Source organism: Leptospira langatensis (assembly GCF_004770615.1).
Taxonomy (GTDB): Bacteria; Spirochaetota; Leptospiria; order Leptospirales; family Leptospiraceae; genus Leptospira_B; species Leptospira_B langatensis.
The window spans coordinates 14,226-29,464 of record NZ_RQER01000005.1 but is presented as its reverse complement, the minus strand read 5'-3'; the positions used below and the strand labels follow the sequence as shown (position 1 = coordinate 29,464).

Annotated in this window: 12 protein-coding genes; 5 read left to right on the top strand and 7 right to left on the bottom strand. The window is 45.3% G+C overall.

The window, feature by feature from the left end:
- Positions 1 to 36: 36 nt before the first annotated feature.
- Positions 37 to 1,593 carry a hypothetical protein gene (locus EHO57_RS08020; RefSeq protein ID WP_135646546.1) on the bottom strand — a complete coding sequence of 519 codons (1,557 nt, stop codon included), beginning with the start codon at positions 1,591 to 1,593 and terminating at the stop codon, positions 37 to 39.
- Positions 1,594 to 1,630: 37 nt separating this feature from the next.
- On the opposite strand from EHO57_RS08020, the gene EHO57_RS08015 reads away from it, so the two are divergent.
- A complete protein-coding gene (locus tag EHO57_RS08015) occupies positions 1,631 to 3,172 on the top strand; it encodes a hypothetical protein (protein WP_246050607.1) in 1,542 nt (513 codons plus the stop codon).
- Here EHO57_RS08015 and EHO57_RS08010 read toward each other — a convergent pair.
- The 6 genes from EHO57_RS08010 to EHO57_RS07985 form a co-directional block, all read right to left on the bottom strand.
- Positions 3,157 to 4,605: an MBOAT family O-acyltransferase gene (locus EHO57_RS08010; protein ID WP_135646544.1), complete on the bottom strand. Its 1,449-nt coding sequence runs from the start codon at positions 4,603 to 4,605 to the stop codon at positions 3,157 to 3,159. The genes EHO57_RS08015 and EHO57_RS08010 overlap by 16 nt on opposite strands.
- 110 nt (positions 4,606 to 4,715) lie before the next feature.
- Positions 4,716 to 4,931: a hypothetical protein gene (locus EHO57_RS08005; RefSeq protein WP_100707384.1), complete on the bottom strand. Its 216-nt coding sequence runs from the start codon at positions 4,929 to 4,931 to the stop codon at positions 4,716 to 4,718.
- 825 nt (positions 4,932 to 5,756) lie between these two features.
- Positions 5,757 to 6,134 (bottom strand): phosphatidylinositol phospholipase, encoded by a 378-nt coding sequence (locus EHO57_RS08000; protein WP_210410056.1) that lies wholly within the window; start codon positions 6,132 to 6,134, stop codon positions 5,757 to 5,759.
- A 44-nt stretch (positions 6,135 to 6,178) separates the two neighbouring features.
- Positions 6,179 to 7,075, bottom strand: coding sequence for a hypothetical protein (locus EHO57_RS18885; RefSeq protein WP_210410055.1), 897 nt, complete (start codon positions 7,073 to 7,075; stop codon positions 6,179 to 6,181).
- Between the two features lie 95 nt (positions 7,076 to 7,170).
- Positions 7,171 to 8,205, bottom strand: coding sequence for a hypothetical protein (locus tag EHO57_RS07990; RefSeq protein ID WP_135646542.1), 1,035 nt, complete (start codon positions 8,203 to 8,205; stop codon positions 7,171 to 7,173).
- A gap of 4 nt (positions 8,206 to 8,209) precedes the next feature.
- On the bottom strand, positions 8,210 to 9,565 hold the full coding sequence (locus tag EHO57_RS07985; protein WP_246050605.1) for a helix-turn-helix domain-containing protein: 1,356 nt from the start codon (positions 9,563 to 9,565) through the stop codon (positions 8,210 to 8,212).
- Positions 9,566 to 9,835: 270 nt separating this feature from the next.
- On the opposite strand from EHO57_RS07985, the gene EHO57_RS07980 reads away from it, so the two are divergent.
- The 4 genes from EHO57_RS07980 to EHO57_RS07960 all read left to right on the top strand — a co-directional run bounded on the left by EHO57_RS07980 (position 9,836) and on the right by EHO57_RS07960 (position 15,205).
- Positions 9,836 to 10,588 (top strand): ParA family protein, encoded by a 753-nt coding sequence (locus EHO57_RS07980; RefSeq protein ID WP_135646541.1) that lies wholly within the window; start codon positions 9,836 to 9,838, stop codon positions 10,586 to 10,588.
- Positions 10,572 to 11,411 carry a ParB/RepB/Spo0J family partition protein gene (locus EHO57_RS07975; RefSeq protein ID WP_135646540.1) on the top strand — a complete coding sequence of 280 codons (840 nt, stop codon included), beginning with the start codon at positions 10,572 to 10,574 and terminating at the stop codon, positions 11,409 to 11,411. The genes EHO57_RS07980 and EHO57_RS07975 overlap by 17 nt, the downstream gene beginning before the upstream one ends.
- 386 nt (positions 11,412 to 11,797) lie before the next feature.
- A complete protein-coding gene (locus tag EHO57_RS07965; protein WP_135646539.1) occupies positions 11,798 to 12,679 on the top strand; it encodes a helix-turn-helix domain-containing protein in 882 nt (293 codons plus the stop codon).
- Positions 12,680 to 12,697: 18 nt separating this feature from the next.
- Positions 12,698 to 15,205 carry a discoidin domain-containing protein gene (locus EHO57_RS07960; protein ID WP_135646538.1) on the top strand — a complete coding sequence of 836 codons (2,508 nt, stop codon included), beginning with the start codon at positions 12,698 to 12,700 and terminating at the stop codon, positions 15,203 to 15,205.
- The last annotated feature ends 34 nt before the right edge of the window (positions 15,206 to 15,239 follow it).

The following is a 15,239-nucleotide window of genomic DNA, read 5'->3' as shown; positions in this document are numbered from 1 at the left end:
CAGTTTTTCTCTATCTTTTTGCATGCACATAGACTGTCATTCGACAAATTTCAATACCGCCTGTGCATACTTAGAATTCATCTTTGTCATTGCTTGATAAGTGAAATGATGGAAGTCCCAAAAATCAGTCGGCCTCAACTCATCCTTCCAATCCAAAAAGAAATTATCTCCTCCGCTGATCGTTCTCAAATAGTCTAAGTGCTCCTTATACCAACTAGACTTCTCGTACCAGGAAAGACTGATCGGATTCTCCGGATTATTGATGAGAAGAACAGGGACCCTTCTCTCCCTTAGGAATTGTAGGAGCTCCTTCATATAACGAAAATGCAATACCGGACGGAAACTCTCAGTCGCTATTCTCTTCTTAGCATCCGCAAGAACCCTCAAATACTGGGTCCCCGGCCTGAGCTTAGGATCCGCAAAGATCCGAAACTGGAAATACTCCGCGTATTCCTTTTCCGACATCCCCAAATAACGCAGATCCTCTGTCCTTTCTTCTCGAGTGAATTGCATTCCTTGCCTCGACCCTTCTTCTCCAAAGGTTTGCTGCAATCGAACTCCCAATCGATCCAAGATCCAGTCCTTATGCTCCGGGCCGGCCTCATACGGAGTCCAAGTATTTGAAAGCTCGGCTTTCACGAGCGCATCCGGATCTTCGGAACCTTCTTTTAAAAATCTAGGATCCAAAAGGATCTTCTTCCATCCGGGAGAAGAAAATTCGAAAGATTGGGATACTCCCGAAGAATTTCGAAATTCGAGTTTCAGTTCTCCTTCTTGCAAGATCTCTTCCACGATTTGGATGTAAAATCCTCGGCGGGCCATGTATTCTTTCGGAAAGAACGAGAAATTCTTTCCGGTCCAACCTCTGGAAGTCACCCTTTCCGGGATCTGCACTCCGTTGTATTCTCTATAGCTGGAGTTCCTACCGAAACGATGCTCCCAAAGAGAGCTTAGGATCTTCCAATAGATCCCTTTGTATCGATAAGATCCGAATAAGGATGCGGCTAAGAGTTCCGCATCTTTTTCTATTCCGAGAATATTCCAAAATTCGGATACTGTTTCCCAAGGAAAAAGAAATCTAGATTGAGGAGCATCGCTCCAATCAAAAGCATCCCGGAGTAATTTGTCTTCGGCAATGGTCTCGTTCTTTCCGGTTTCGGGTTCCAGAACATAGGTCCTATACAATCTCCAATCCACGAAATTCACAGGATATAGGATCAGATCCGGATCTAGGTCTGCGATCTTCTCTCTCAAAAGATAGGCATCCAAAGGAGCCATACCGCCGTAAGATAGGATCTCCACATCGACCTCTTTGCCGGAGAGCTTGGAAATTTCCGAAGCTAGATCTTTTTGATTTAAAGAGTAATGAGTAACGCTTGAGCCCAAGAGAAGGAGCCGGAATTTTTCCTTTTTCTTAGCTCCCATGGATTTATATTCCTGGAGAAAATTATAAAAATAATCCGAGCCCCAAGAAGATTCGTTCGGTAGGATCCATAACCCGAATTTAAAGAAGAAAGCATCCAAAAGAATTACAAAACAAATGCCGGAAAGAAGGAGAAAGACTTTGGAGTAGTTCGGATTAGAAGAACTCATTTGTGCTGCTTCCCCAAACTAATTCGTAAATCCTACTTTGTCCAGAATTAGTTTCCATTTTCTTCTTTACCTCGAATGCAAGTTTGGCCAGGCTTCCAGAGTGATTTGGCTTTGGACTTCCATACTAATCTTCATTGTCTCCCTAGCCTTTTCTGTGATCAGTCTTCCTAAAGAATTGTTTTGGAATACCGAAGCACTATATTTACCTACAATCCTACTCGACGTTTTGCGGGATAGCAGCCCACTCCGAGGATGGTCTTTCGCTCCTACTCCTTATTTTTTTCCGGACCTTCCTGCGATCTTCCTACTAGGATACGCAACTGGAGATATCTTCCTAACCTTAGTGGCCTATGCGATCCTTCAAGTGATCGTTCTTGCCTTGGTGATGGGAAGATTCATCCGAACCTTGGAACCGAAGATGGGAAAATCACAAAGTTATACGCTCAGCTTCCTCTCCCTTTCCTTTTTATTCATATTATCCGAGAAATTTTCTCTTCTGTACTTTTTATATCTTCCTTCCGTACATATTAGTGCATTTATCACAACCCTTTGGATCTGGCCTTATTTAAGAAAGGAGAAGGTCCCGAAGAACTCAGTCTTTCCGATCCTATCTTTGATCACACTATCAGATCGGATCTTGGTCTTCGAACTGTATTTTGCCGCAGCCCTTACTTGGGCGAGAAGGTACGGAAGATGGGGGATCTCCTTTCCAATGATCTCCTTGAAGTTCTTTTTTGCGGGAGCAATTGGGATCGCTTTGAACATGGTGCTCAGAGTTCTGCTCACCATCCAATCCCCAAACAAGATCCCGATCGCCGATTCTATTCTAATGTGGTGGAAGGATCTAGTCTCTTCTCTCATCCGATTGGATCTCCCCGGGATTTTTCTAGTCCTCAGTTTTATCACAGCGTTTTGGTGCCTCAAGAAGAGCAAAGAATGGGGCCATAGCCTGGGTTTTATCGGATATTTCCAACTCATACTTCTATTACTTCCGCCTTTAACAGGCATCTACACCGGCGAAAACGGACTGAAAATCAGTCTTCCCGCATTCGTCATGGTCCCAGCGCTCTTCGGAGTATTGCTTTCTCTTCAAAATCCTGTAGAAAGAAGCAATTCCAGGAATTTCGCGATATTAGGGCTCTTGATCGGGCTTGGTATCTTTACAGGATATCGCAGACAGATGGAGGGAAATTGGGCACCCATCTCCTTCTCCCGACCGGACGAGGTTACCTGTGTGGACCATTGGAAGGAAAAGGATTCTTTTGTATTAGTGCTCGCAGAAGCAAGAAAGGCAAAGAGGATCTTTATCTATTCCGAGACCAAGACACTCGCATATCCGATCGACTTCAGCACTCTAGAAGGAACTCATACACTCTCAAATAAAGAATGGTTCTTATTCCCTCCCGAAGGACCGATCGCAGTTCTACCGGACGGACTAGGAGAACATAGGATCAAATCCTTTTACGGAGAACCGACTCGTATCTTGGATTGCCCGAACGGGATCTCAAAAATTTTGGTCTACGAAAACACAGAAAAGATCATAGAACTATTGCAAAGACCGTTTCAAAAAACAAAATAAAGGAAGGGCTGAGAATCCGCAGCCAAAGAAACTGCGAGAAGAAACGCAAAAGCGATCCCGGCCCCAAATAAAAGAGAAGGAACTCCTTCGTACCATCTCCGGAAACGAGAATCCTGCTCGTCCTTCACTCCAATCCATGTTGCAATCAAGAAGCACAGAAAGACCATACCGAACATCCTAAGAATTTCCCGATTCGGTTCCTGGCCGGAAGAAAAAGAGAATAATTTCCCAAAAACCAATCCTGTAGTCTTCCAATCCGGAGAACGAAAAAAGATCCAGGCAAGAACAACGGAAAAAACCACAAATCCACGATAGAGGTACTTCAAAATAGCGGGAGAAATTACATTCTTCTCCGCATTCCTACCAAAAAAGAAAGAAGAGCCCATCCTCTCCAAGGCCAAAAAGGAACCGTGCAGGCCACCCCAGATCACGAAATTCCAACTCGCCCCATGCCAGAGACCGCCCAAAAGCATAGTTAAGAATAAATGAATATAGGTTCGAGCCTCTCCCTTACGATTCCCTCCCAAGGGAATGTACAAATAGTTCCTAAGCCAAGAAGAAAGAGAAATGTGCCATCTTCTCCAGAAATCCGAAAAGCTGGAGGCAAGGTAGGGCATCCTAAAATTCTCGATCAGATGAAAACCAAGAAGAAGAGCAGAGCCGAGAGCAATATCCGTATACCCGCTAAAATCAAAATAGATCTGGAGGGAATACGCTAAAACGGCCAACCAAGCGTACGAAGCAGAAAAGATCTCCGGCGATTTAAAAAAAAGATCGGGAATAACAGCAATAGAATCCGCAAATACTGCCTTCTTCCAAACACCTAGCACGATCAAGAGCAAACCTTCTCGAAGCGGCACGTCCTTCCAGGAAGAAAGAGCCGTAAGTTGCGGAAGAAAAACACGGGCAGGGACAATGGGACCCGCAACCAATTGAGGAAAGAAGGATAAGAATAACGCGTAATTCCAAAAGCTCTTTTCAGGCAAAATTTCCCTCTTGTACACATCAATCGTATAACTGAGGGACTGAAATGTGTAAAAAGAGATCCCTACAGGGAGAGCAATGCGCCATACAGGAACAGGCAAATTCAGTCCAAATGCCGAAAATAGGGCGATTCCGCTCTCGATGAAGAAATTAAAATATTTAAAGAAGGCTAAAACGGAAAGATTTCCAAGTAAAGAAACCAAAAGCAATTTCTTCCGTCCGGAAGGGTTTGCTTTTCCCATTCCTAGCCCTACCAAATAATCGAGCACGCTACTCCCAAAAAGAAGGAGCCCAAATCTAGGATCCCAAGAGAGATAAAAAAAATAGCTTCCGATCAATAAGAAAGGCTTGGGGATCCATACTGGGAAAAACCGAAATACGGGCAGAATCCACCGCAAAAGAAAGATGCCTAAAAAGAAAAAGAAATAGAGAGAAGTGGTGAAATTCATTAAGATTAATATTAATCAGTTCAATGTTTATAATAAATCGAATTCTATTTTTAATCCATTAAATGACCATTTATAATCATTGATTAGATAGAAATATAGATTAATTTTAATCAAATAGTCCATTTACACCGGACGCCACAGTTCGGGCAATCCGCAGTAATCTCGGCCTTCACCCTCTTTCCTTTGGGGGTTTCTATCTTTCCGATAGCAACAAATTCGAAATTTACACCTTCCGGAACATAGTGCCCGCCACCGTACTTTGCCGAGCCTTCGATTAAATTTGAGCAGGCATGACATTTAACACGTAACTTAATAACTTCGGCCATACCCTACAATCCTCCGAGCGGAGGAATTCGCAAGAATAAAGCCATTTCCCTAAGCTGCCATCTTCGCATGAGGGTGTAATTGGGATACACATGACATTATGTCATTTATTCTATCGTTTTTAGGATCCGCACTCATGTATTTCCTTGCTACATAGTCAAAGCTACTCCCAGGGCCAAAGAAGAGCCCCCTCATTTGAAATTTAGGGTATACTGCCGAGCTCTGGGCGTTGATTCTCATGCCGCGAGGCATCTAGCATTCCCATAGGGAAGCCAATGAGTTCTAAGATTCCGTAAATATAGGCCTCGAGAGAGGCTGATACGAAGTCAGCCACGAATCGTCTCACGGATCACTGCCTCCCTCCTGATACTGCTCCTTTTGCGGCCATTTCGGGGTTCAACTACCCCTGCCCCCATACATGCTATCTGCTCAATAATAGGCAGCTCTTTTCAGCTACCACATCGAGAAGGATAGAAGTTTATGCAGGATCCCAAATGGGAAATATGTTCAATGGAAGCATTTGCAAGCCGTGCTTTAATAGAGAAGAAAGGTCATTAAAAGTCGACTCCCGCGGCATTCTCTCGCCTTGGTTCTCGGTCTATACGCTCTGAAGAATAGCTCTTTGCGGAAGGTCAGTTAACGGATTTTACTGATTATTATTAGGCAGATACCTAATAGCCCTTGTCCCGGCCCCTAAGGTCGGTTTTTGGGCGGATTTTGCCAGTTTTTCAAGATAAGAGTCGAAAATTGGGCAGATAAGGGCGCCAGATGCCGATTTTTAAAATTGAAATTTTGCCCTGTGCTACATACAGGGCAGTTTTGGGAATTTAGGCTCTTTTGCGAGCCGGAAGGGATTTTTTAGAAGGAAGAGCCTTTTTGGGTGCTACAGTTATCTTCTTCTTTTCTTTTTTCTGATCTCCAGGACCGGAATCGAAATTTATATCCAACCCCATTTTCTTATTCCGCTTCACCATATACACGAAGTGCCTAACGTACTGAGCGTATGGCTCCGGAACAGATTTGGGATCAAAGTCCAAGGGATTTTCAAGAAGGGTGCGGATGACTGCTTGGTTTAGATCTTCTTTGCTAGTGACCATTAAGGTCTCAAGCCTGCGAAGGATTTCATGATCATTCACTTCGCTCGTGACTTTTTTCATCGCATTCAGGAGCCTCTGAAAAGAAGTCCGTTTTATTTTCGCAGCCATATAGTTAACTTAGAATTTTGTGGGCTGGGCGGCGACCAGAAAATTTAGGAGAGACAATTCGGGTCTCCCGCTATCGGTTTCTGAAAAGCGTAGGATGGCTTTCCTGTCCTAGTGAGGTCGGACGAGATAGGAGACTTCCCTTGTAGGATCTCCCTCTCCGATAGTTGGTTTATGATGGCGAGTCTTGCTCCACGAGCTTTCCTCCGAGAAACAGGTGCCGTTGCCTTCCTGCCCTTCTCAGCCATCAGGACCCCACTTCCAAGCTGCTTATCCAGGCCGAAAGCCAATCCTTCGCTGCCCACCAGTGGATTTCGCCCATTCTTGCTGATTTCGAAGGAGTTCCTTCCTTCTCCAGAAACAGGTCCTGCGCCCTCCGCGGCCTTGTGAGAAACTTCAGAACAATAAAATGCAAAGGAGAAGATGCCATTCCCCTGAAAAGACAGCTCTCCCCCAAGGCCAAATAAAAACGGATCCGATCCGCAGGCATCAGGTAGGAACCCCTTCTCTTTCGGAGAGAAGGCAAAGACCGGAATTCCGGATCTCAACTGGAACCCAGGAGCCCCGATTTTCAGGAGCATACCGGAAGAAGATTTCCGAATGGTATTCGAAATACTTTCGGAAGCCTTTGCATATGAATCGCAATCGGAGAGAACGATTTCCAGATTCGGAAGCTTCTCCTTTCGATATTCTTTTGCAAGTGCATTGTGCTTCGGCGCACTCTTAAAAAGAGGATCCAGATCCGGAAAATCGGAAAGCCTCTCTTCTTCCGAATAAGAAATTTCCTCCGCCAAGACTTGATCCACCTCTTCTTGGTGAATGGACTTACGTTCCTCTAAAGATAATGTCGCAGCAAGTTCCGGATCGCTCGCTTGCGCATCCGACCCCGCCTCTGCAAAGACAGGAAGTCCTCCGAGGGCAGAGATAAGCAAAAACTGTGCCAAAAATTTATGTCTCTTTAGAAAAAACATAAGAGTATAGCCCATTTTTAACCATTTTTGGCAGAAAAGGAAGCTTTTTTTACCGAATTTCGGGGATTTTAGGCTGTTTTCCGGAACAAACGCTTCGCTCTAAGTTTCCATTCCCAGAGCACAATTTCCTGCTCTTTCGAAGTGGCTCGGTCTTGTTCTTTTTCCAGGAGTGCATAAACCATGCTAGCGATATCCTTGGAGAACCCTTTATCTAGCTCTGCCTCGAACTCATCTTCCTTGGTCTCCAAAATTAAGCCGGCCAATCGAAACCCTTCATCAAGATTTTGTAATTTACTAGTCCAGCCCTTTAGCTCATCCTTATCGTCTTCGTTGCGGACCATTACATCCAAGAAGGTTCGAATAAAGGCGACCTCTTCCGGCTTGAGCGCGAAGTCCAAAAGCAGCTGTTTTACTTTCTCTAGTTCCATTTTTCGAAGGTGAACCCGAGCCAAGAACACAGGGTTCATGGAATGCATGTTCAGGTTCCCCTTTTCTAGTAGATCTGTGGCCCGAACCTTATTGAAGTCGACTATGCTCGAGTCTTCTCTCAGGCTTTTTTCCAGTACCTCTTTTGGAGGCGGAGGAGCTCCTGCGCCAGGCCCGATTTTTTGGGCCACCTTTCTCTTGATGATGAGCATGTTCAAGGACGGGAATCGGATCTTTAAGGCGACCAGATCCTGCCTTGGGAATTCTTCGTCCAAGACTAAGTGATGCATCTCCACCCCGGATTCTCTCGCCTGGAGAAGCTCCTCGATCCTGTTATAATGATAGATCATTACAGGCAAGATATCACATTCGCTCCCACTATTGAGAAAGATAGTCCGTACCTCGTTTCCGGAACTAGAATGCTGGTATGGGATTACGAGTTTGCTCTGCTTTACGTTCACAAAACTGAGCTCCCCCAGCCTAAAATGGGAGAGATCGAAATCCTCTCCTAGGAATACGATCCTTGGCACCGGAACCACGATAGACTGGTTTCTCGCTCCTTTCGGAACTTCAGGCCCTTTGGAGGTAAAAACAACATAGGACATTTTGGCCAAGCGGACCTTGACCAGGTAACCCGCCGGCGTTTTTCTTTCTTCGTATAAGGAATCTAATTCCAATCTTTTAACCCAAACCCAGGTTTCTTAATTTATATTGCAGGGATCCACGAGAGATCCCAAGGGCCTTCGCCATTCGGATCTGATTGCCCCCGAATAATTTATCGGCCAAAAGTATTTTCTGGCGTTCCACAGCCTCGACCGCCTTCCTCAAATCCAAGTCCTCCGGATCCGGCAGGGAAACCCCCTTAGCCTTTTCTTGATTCAGTTCGGAATTTCGAATCTCTCCCGAACCAGAATTGAGAACCGCTTCCTCGATGGCGTTTCGAAGATCTTCCAGATTTTGGCAGGAACTCCCATCCACCAAGGAATCCAAAGCTCCTTGAGAAAGATTCAAATCCGGCCTTCCGTGCATCTCGCATACCTCTTGGAATATCGGCAGGATCGCTGATCTTTTTTCGGCCCGACCCCACTCTTTCCAGGCGGGTAATTCTAACCGATTCTCTCGTAAAAGAGAACGAAAATATATAAATTCTTCTCTAGGTTGAGACCCCTGCTTCTCTAAAAAAATAAGACGGCATTTTGCAGTCTTTCTCTGAGAATACTCATACAAAATTCTTTGTTGGTTCAGGGAATATTCTTCCAAATTTTCAAAAATGATGCTCCCGAATTGGGCCATTTTTTCCCATTCGGCCAGGCTCTTTTCTAACTTTAAAATTTGCTCCGGGAGGACCGAAACCGAGAGAGCAGATCGGTCGGAAAAATACTTTCTATGGATCCACTTTGCCAAGGTTTTCTTTCCGGAAGCAGGAGGACCCTGGATAAAAATTGTCCCGGTTTTTTGGAATTTTTCCAGTTGGGAATTTTCCCCCCTGCTCAATTGAAAGAGTAAGGCTCCCAAGGAATCCTCTCCCTTTCCTGACTTGGACCTGCTCTCTTTGGAGGTAAAAGAGGGGATCAATAATCCGGATATTTTTTGGCAGAAGAGTCCGAGCAAAAGGATCTGTCTTTCATCCGGGACCGAACCCAATTCCAAGAGGAAAAAACCGAATAATTTTTCCTGGACCCGAACGGGAGCGAGTAAGCAGCCCCTGGCATCTTCTCTGTAAAATTCAATCTCATTCGAGCGAGGAAGGAAGAAGGGAGAATTGCTTAATTCTAATTTATTTCGGATCGAAGACCCCTTTGCCAAAAAAGGATAGAAGAAACCTTCTTCTCCATATCCCCAAGAAGCTGCCTCTTCTAAGGCGTCTTGATCCGATTCGGAAAGAAGGGTCGCTAAACCAGCAAGCCCGCCCATCCATCCAAGCAATTCCGGAAATGCTAAGGGCAAAAGAAGGCGAAGATCTCCCGGATCCGGATTCCCCCAAATTAGCTCTTCTGCTGCGGATGGCATGGAGGGAAAATGTTTAAATTTAAGCATGGTGTCAACCATGTACCTGTGTTTTTCTCGTCCATGTCGGACGTCCGACATTCTTAAGCCGGAGGAATCCGAATTTTAGTAATTTTTAAGAATTAGTTTGAAGCCCTCTTCCCCTTCCTTGAAATGGAAATATGCAAGGTCGCTCTGACTCGATCTTGCTTCTTGACTTTTATTTTTCTTCAGCATCCTAGCATTTATTCCTCCGATTCCGGATCTGCGAGTAAAGGACGGGATGTCGGACATCCGACAATTGAAATACAAGGGAAACGAATGATTGTTGTATCTATTGCAAACCAAAAGGGAGGAGAAGGTAAAACGACTACCTCTCTGAATCTGGCCTGGGGTCTCGCTCGCAGAGGGAAGAAAACTCTATTGATCGATATCGATCCGCAGGCAAATTCTACGGGAATTTTCCTGAACCCAGAAGGTCTGGAAAAATCCATGCATAATATCTTTCAGTCGAAGGCAAAGATCAGAGAAGTCATGCTCCCCACTCAGGTCGAAAATCTAAACATCGCCCCTTCTCGTCTGACCCTTGCAGAAGCAGAAACCATCGCGGCTATTGTAGACGCCCCTTATATTCTGAGGGACTCTCTCGCAGACCTGGAAAAGGAAATTGATTTTTGCGTGATCGACTGCCCTCCTAGCCTTTCCATTTTTACGATCAACGCCTTGGTAGCTTCTAACTATGTGATCATTCCTTTGCAGGCAGAAAAATTTTCCGTGGATGGGATCCTAGGTCTACAGCAGACCATACAAAGTATTAAAAAAAGGATTAACCCAGGACTAGAGATTATGGGAGCCTTAGTGACCCAACTCAAGCCTCAAACCCTTCTTACTAAAACCATTATCCCAGTTCTAACTAAGTACTTTAAGATCTTTGAGGCCAGCATCTCCGATGGCGTGGCAGTGGGAGAATCTCACCTGGCAAGGAAGTCTGTTTTCGAATATAATAAATCCAGCCGCCAGGCCCAAGAATACGAAAGCTTCATTGAGGAGTTCCTGAATGAGCTCAAAAAGTAAAAGATTAGGGACTCTTGCAGATGTCTTTCAAGCGGAGAAATTAGAAGGCACGATCCGAAAGATCCGCCTGGAAAAAATCCGGCCTTCTGAAAGTCAGCCTAGACAAGAAAGGAAAAAAGGCGTAGAAGAGCTCGCCCAGAGCTTGGAGAAAGATGGCCTTTTGCAACCCATCCTGGTTACCAAAACTGCTGACGATGAAGTCTATACCATCATCGCCGGCGAAAGAAGATACCATGCTGCGAGTCTTCTTAAATGGCCTGAGATCGAATGTAAGATCTTAGACCGAGACGCAAAAGAAACTTTCCGTCTGGCCATTATCGAAAACCTGCAAAGAGAAAATCTTTCTCCTTACGAAGAAATAGAGGCGATGACCCATCTCAAGACCTCCTTTTCTTATACGGATATGGAACTTGGAAATCTTTTCGGCAAGAGTCGTAGCTATATGACCGAGCTCTTAGGGATCTCCTCTCTATCCAAAGAAGATCTTAGGATCTGCAAGGAAGCAGGAATTGAAACTAAGAACCTTTTAGTTCAGGCAGCTTCCGCTGCCAAAAAAGGCACTCTCAAAGATTTTCTAGATAAATTCAATTCTGGCGAACTCCGAACTGTCAAGGACGCAAAGACATTCAATCGTGCTGAAGATAGTCTCTTCCCTTCTATCAAGACCATCCCTCTTTCCGAATCGGAAGCAACCGCTCCCCCCTTCCCTTATAAAATTACGAAGAAGGGAAACTCGGTCATCATCTCGACCGAGGATGAAGAGTTCCTTTCCGAATTGCATAAATTCGTGAAAAAAGAAATTTCCAAGAAATTCGGGAAATAGTCCTTTCTTCTACTCAAATAGAGACTAACGCATATTGTTAAGAGAAATCTTTACCAGTACAAACATGTACTAAGCAAAAGATTTTATAGAGAAGAAATAGAAAAAGGGTGAATGAGATTGACGAGCTTGGAAAAGCCCGAATAATGTGACATAATATTGTAAACGGAAATGTAGTACTTTCTCCCGGCCTGGAAGAGAGAAGGAGATTGCATATTCTGGTGTCCGGAATAAAAAAACTCCCCTGGTGATCCAGGGGCCGGACCTTCCCGAAGGAATGTTGTTGGATGAGACATAAGTAACCTTATGTCGGATAAATGTCAACTACCTTCGGATTTTTTGCTTAAAATTAATTTTTTCTGTCTTCCAGGGACAGAAGGAACCGAGGTATGGGCGAGCATTATCCATATATAAAATTCCTTTCGGATATCATAGAATCCGGGATCTGGGCCAATCTATCTCCTGCGGCTAAGACCCTGTATCTTGTGCTGCTTAAATTTAGTGACCACACCTTTAAGCCCGTCTGGCCCAGCAACGAAAGCCTGATCCGACTCACCGGTCTGAAGACTAAGAAATCTATCAATGAAGGCAAGAAAGACCTAGTAAGGGCTGGGCTCCTACAGTTTGTTCCGGGGACTGGGCATAAGAATTCCATGTATTATTTCTGCTTCAACTACCCCGGTTCCAAGATTCCACCTCAGGGGGGTATTTTTGGAACCCTCGGGGGTGGAGCTGAGGATGCCTCGGGGGCTTCTCAATCTACCCCTGAGAGGGGGTACCCGGGAAACCCGAACAATATTAATATAACCATCAACAATACCCAGAACCAAAAACCAACAGGAACTAAGAAGGATTTAAGTTTAGATTCCTTAGCTGCAGATTACGGAGATCCTATCTTGAACGAGGCGATTGAAATTGCAAAGGCTCAGGGCTTTGATGAAAACTTACATTATATCAGAGGGATTTGTAAGAATCTTTCGGGACAGAGGCAGCCGAATTTTGAGCATAGGGCAAAGGCCCCCTCTTCTACTCCGGACAATGAGAGATCTTGGAGAGGATTCTTGATCTGGTGCCAAGGAAATTTATCCAAGAGTAGTTTGGATCTATTGGAGAAAACTAGAGTGGAGCCGGATGGCAATACACTTTTGATCCTAGATCCGGTGCCGGACTCTCTCAGATTGATCATTACAAAGTACTTCACAGACAAAATCCACCCATCGATATTGGTTATATTTTCTGCAAAAGCCGAAGAAAACCGGGTACATGTTTAAAAGGACCACTCCAACTCTATGAATGAAGAATCCATCCGGATCAGCCATCCCCGACAAGTTAAAGTTAACGAGATCAAGACCAAGGGCACGTTCGAATTAAAAGAAGGGGGACTTCGCTCTTATTCGGAACAATTGGATCATGCAGGTGTGGGAGTCCTCACGCTAATCTTGAATCCTGGTTCCAGTTTTAATCAGATCAAATTACACCAGTCGGACTCGCAAAGTGCGTTCTTCCCGGACTCATTCAAGTTTGAGATCTCCTTGGATGGAAAGGTTTGGGAACCTATTCTGCAAGAGACCGGATTTAGGCGTTTGAACAAGAGAGTCGGTCAATGGAACTTCTCTCTCGTGCGTGCAAATTTTCTAAAATTGGTCAGCAAGGTTTCGGAGAAAGAAGGATCCAAATTCAAAGTGGCTATTGGTGCTTTGGAAGTCGGTATTTCCGGCGTTACTAAGCTGGAAGTGAGCTCCGAGAAGGATCGTCTTTTGGTAAAAGAGAATCTCATCGATGAGAGGCCTGATTACGGATGGTCTTCTTTGGAGTCCGCTCAGCCTAAGGAAGAATTCTTCTTAATGGATCTGGGGTCTATCAGTAGAGTGAATGAACTTAGATTGCTCTCGCCCAAAGACAGTCATTTATCCTTCCCGGAAACGTTTACTGTGTATTATAGCGAGGACGATCTCACTTGGAACCAACTCTTGGAGGAGAATCAATTCTTATCCGAGCCTGGGGTTTGGTACCAGTGGAGATTCCTTCCTGCGAATATTCGATTTTTGAAATTCGTATCCCGTCCTCTTAAAGTGCAGGGTAAGGAGAAATACGGGACTTCCATCGCGGAAGTGGAATTATATGCGGCCCCGTATTTAAGTGATCTTACTCATAAACCCACTGCAGAGCCCCTTCCCTATGCCACCGTGCTTCGTTCAGGCTTGGTGCGCTTGGCGGTGGATGGAGAAACATCCGAAGGTGCCGCGGTACAGGCAAACGATAGAAGGCTTCGTGACGGTTCCACTGAATACAAAGGGATTGTTGAGCTCGCTTCGGATGGAGAAGAGAAAGAAGGCGTGGTTGTTCAAGGGAATGATAAGAGATTAAAGCATTCTACTGAGACTTCCTATGGTCTGGTTCGCCTTGCATCCAATGGCGAAAATCGGGCAGATCGAGTCGTCCAAGGGAACGATGATCGTTTAAAACCTTCTTCTACCCAGAGCATGGGAATTGTGGAGCTTGCGGAAAATGGCGAGACAAAAGAAGGAACAGTTGTCCAAGGAAATGACGATCGTCTCAAGCATGCTACTACGCAAAAATTCGGTTTAGTGCAATTGGCCGGCCCAGGAGAAAAGACCCCGGGCAAAGTAGTTACCTCGGACGATCCTAGATTGCGTCATGCGAGTACGGAGAGTCCAGGGATCTTGAGATTTGCTTCCAATGGCGAAGAATCGGCAGAAGCCGCAGTCCAAGGAAATGATAAGAGATTAAAGCTATCTACTCCTCAATCGTATGGGATCGTGAAGCTCGCACTTTCCGGTGAAAACAAAGAAGGCTCCGTGGTCCAAGGAAATGACGAGAGATTGCGTCATGCTTCTACGGAATATCCCGGTATCGTAAGTCTAGCGCCGAAAGGAAAATCGATCGCGAATCATGCCGTGACTTCCGATGATCCTAGATTGTCGGACGCAAGAGAACCTAAGCCTCATACTCATGAATATGCTCCAAAGGAACACGACTTTAGTTCGCATACTGGGTTCTTGCGATTGAAGGGCTCTGTAGAAGCGCCCTATTCCAATATCTCCCCTCCTCCTGAAAATTCCGGTTTGATCTATGCTCGCAATGAGAGTGAGAAAGGTTCCGGTGTAGTCGGCTCAGGTAGGTTTGCAGGTATCCTTGCATTCGGAGAAAGATTCGGCGCGAGAGGAGATAGCGCTTCCGGAGAAAAAGATTCCGCAGGTATCTTAGGTCTTGCAAAGAGAGGATTCGGTGGCTGGTTCCATTCTAGATCCGGACATGCGGTGTATGCGAGCGGCAAGGGAATTCCTCTTTTAAATGAGACAGGTTCCGGTAAGGCAATCCTTGCGGAAGGAGATTCCGATTTTATAGGAACCGTTTATGTGCAGACCGGTAAGGGCACTGATTGCATTGCGAAATTCTTTCCTGTACAATCCTCGGATGTAATTGCAGAAGGAGATCTTCTTGCCATGGGAGAAGACGGCAAATTGCATAAGTCCCGTCAGCCTAATGCTACAAATATCGTAGGTGTTGCCGTCAAATCCGCAGCATTAGTCTTAGGAGAAAAGGCCCAGGACTCAGGCCAATGGCTGGTTGCGATCGCAGGTGTAGCACTTGCGAATGTAGAGGCCCAGTCTTATCCGGTGCAACCGGGAGATCTGCTTTGTTCGGGGCTTACCGGAGGTCATGCGGTTCGCGTGGCTCCTGAAAATCTGAAGCCTGGTTCTCTTGTGGCGAAGTCGCTTGGCTTACAAAGAAACGGAAGAGGACTCGTCCCAGTTTTACTTAGCCATAGTTGAAAGATCTCCGCTTTGTAGCGGGGAAAAGGTTAGA

Coding starts and splice junctions, on each gene's coding strand:
- EHO57_RS07975 (WP_135646540.1), top strand. CDS start 10,572: ATGAGCTCAAAAAGTAAAAGATTAGGGACTCTTGCAGATGTCTTTCAA.
- EHO57_RS07960 (WP_135646538.1), top strand. CDS start 12,698: ATGAATGAAGAATCCATCCGGATCAGCCATCCCCGACAAGTTAAAGTT.
- EHO57_RS07965 (WP_135646539.1), top strand. CDS start 11,798: ATGGGCGAGCATTATCCATATATAAAATTCCTTTCGGATATCATAGAA.
- EHO57_RS08010 (WP_135646544.1), bottom strand. CDS start 4,605: ATGAATTTCACCACTTCTCTCTATTTCTTTTTCTTTTTAGGCATCTTT.
- EHO57_RS07985 (WP_246050605.1), bottom strand. CDS start 9,565: ATGCTTAAATTTAAACATTTTCCCTCCATGCCATCCGCAGCAGAAGAG.
- EHO57_RS07980 (WP_135646541.1), top strand. CDS start 9,836: ATGATTGTTGTATCTATTGCAAACCAAAAGGGAGGAGAAGGTAAAACG.
- EHO57_RS08005 (WP_100707384.1), bottom strand. CDS start 4,931: ATGGCCGAAGTTATTAAGTTACGTGTTAAATGTCATGCCTGCTCAAAT.
- EHO57_RS08020 (WP_135646546.1), bottom strand. CDS start 1,593: ATGAGTTCTTCTAATCCGAACTACTCCAAAGTCTTTCTCCTTCTTTCC.
- EHO57_RS08000 (WP_210410056.1), bottom strand. CDS start 6,134: ATGGCTGCGAAAATAAAACGGACTTCTTTTCAGAGGCTCCTGAATGCG.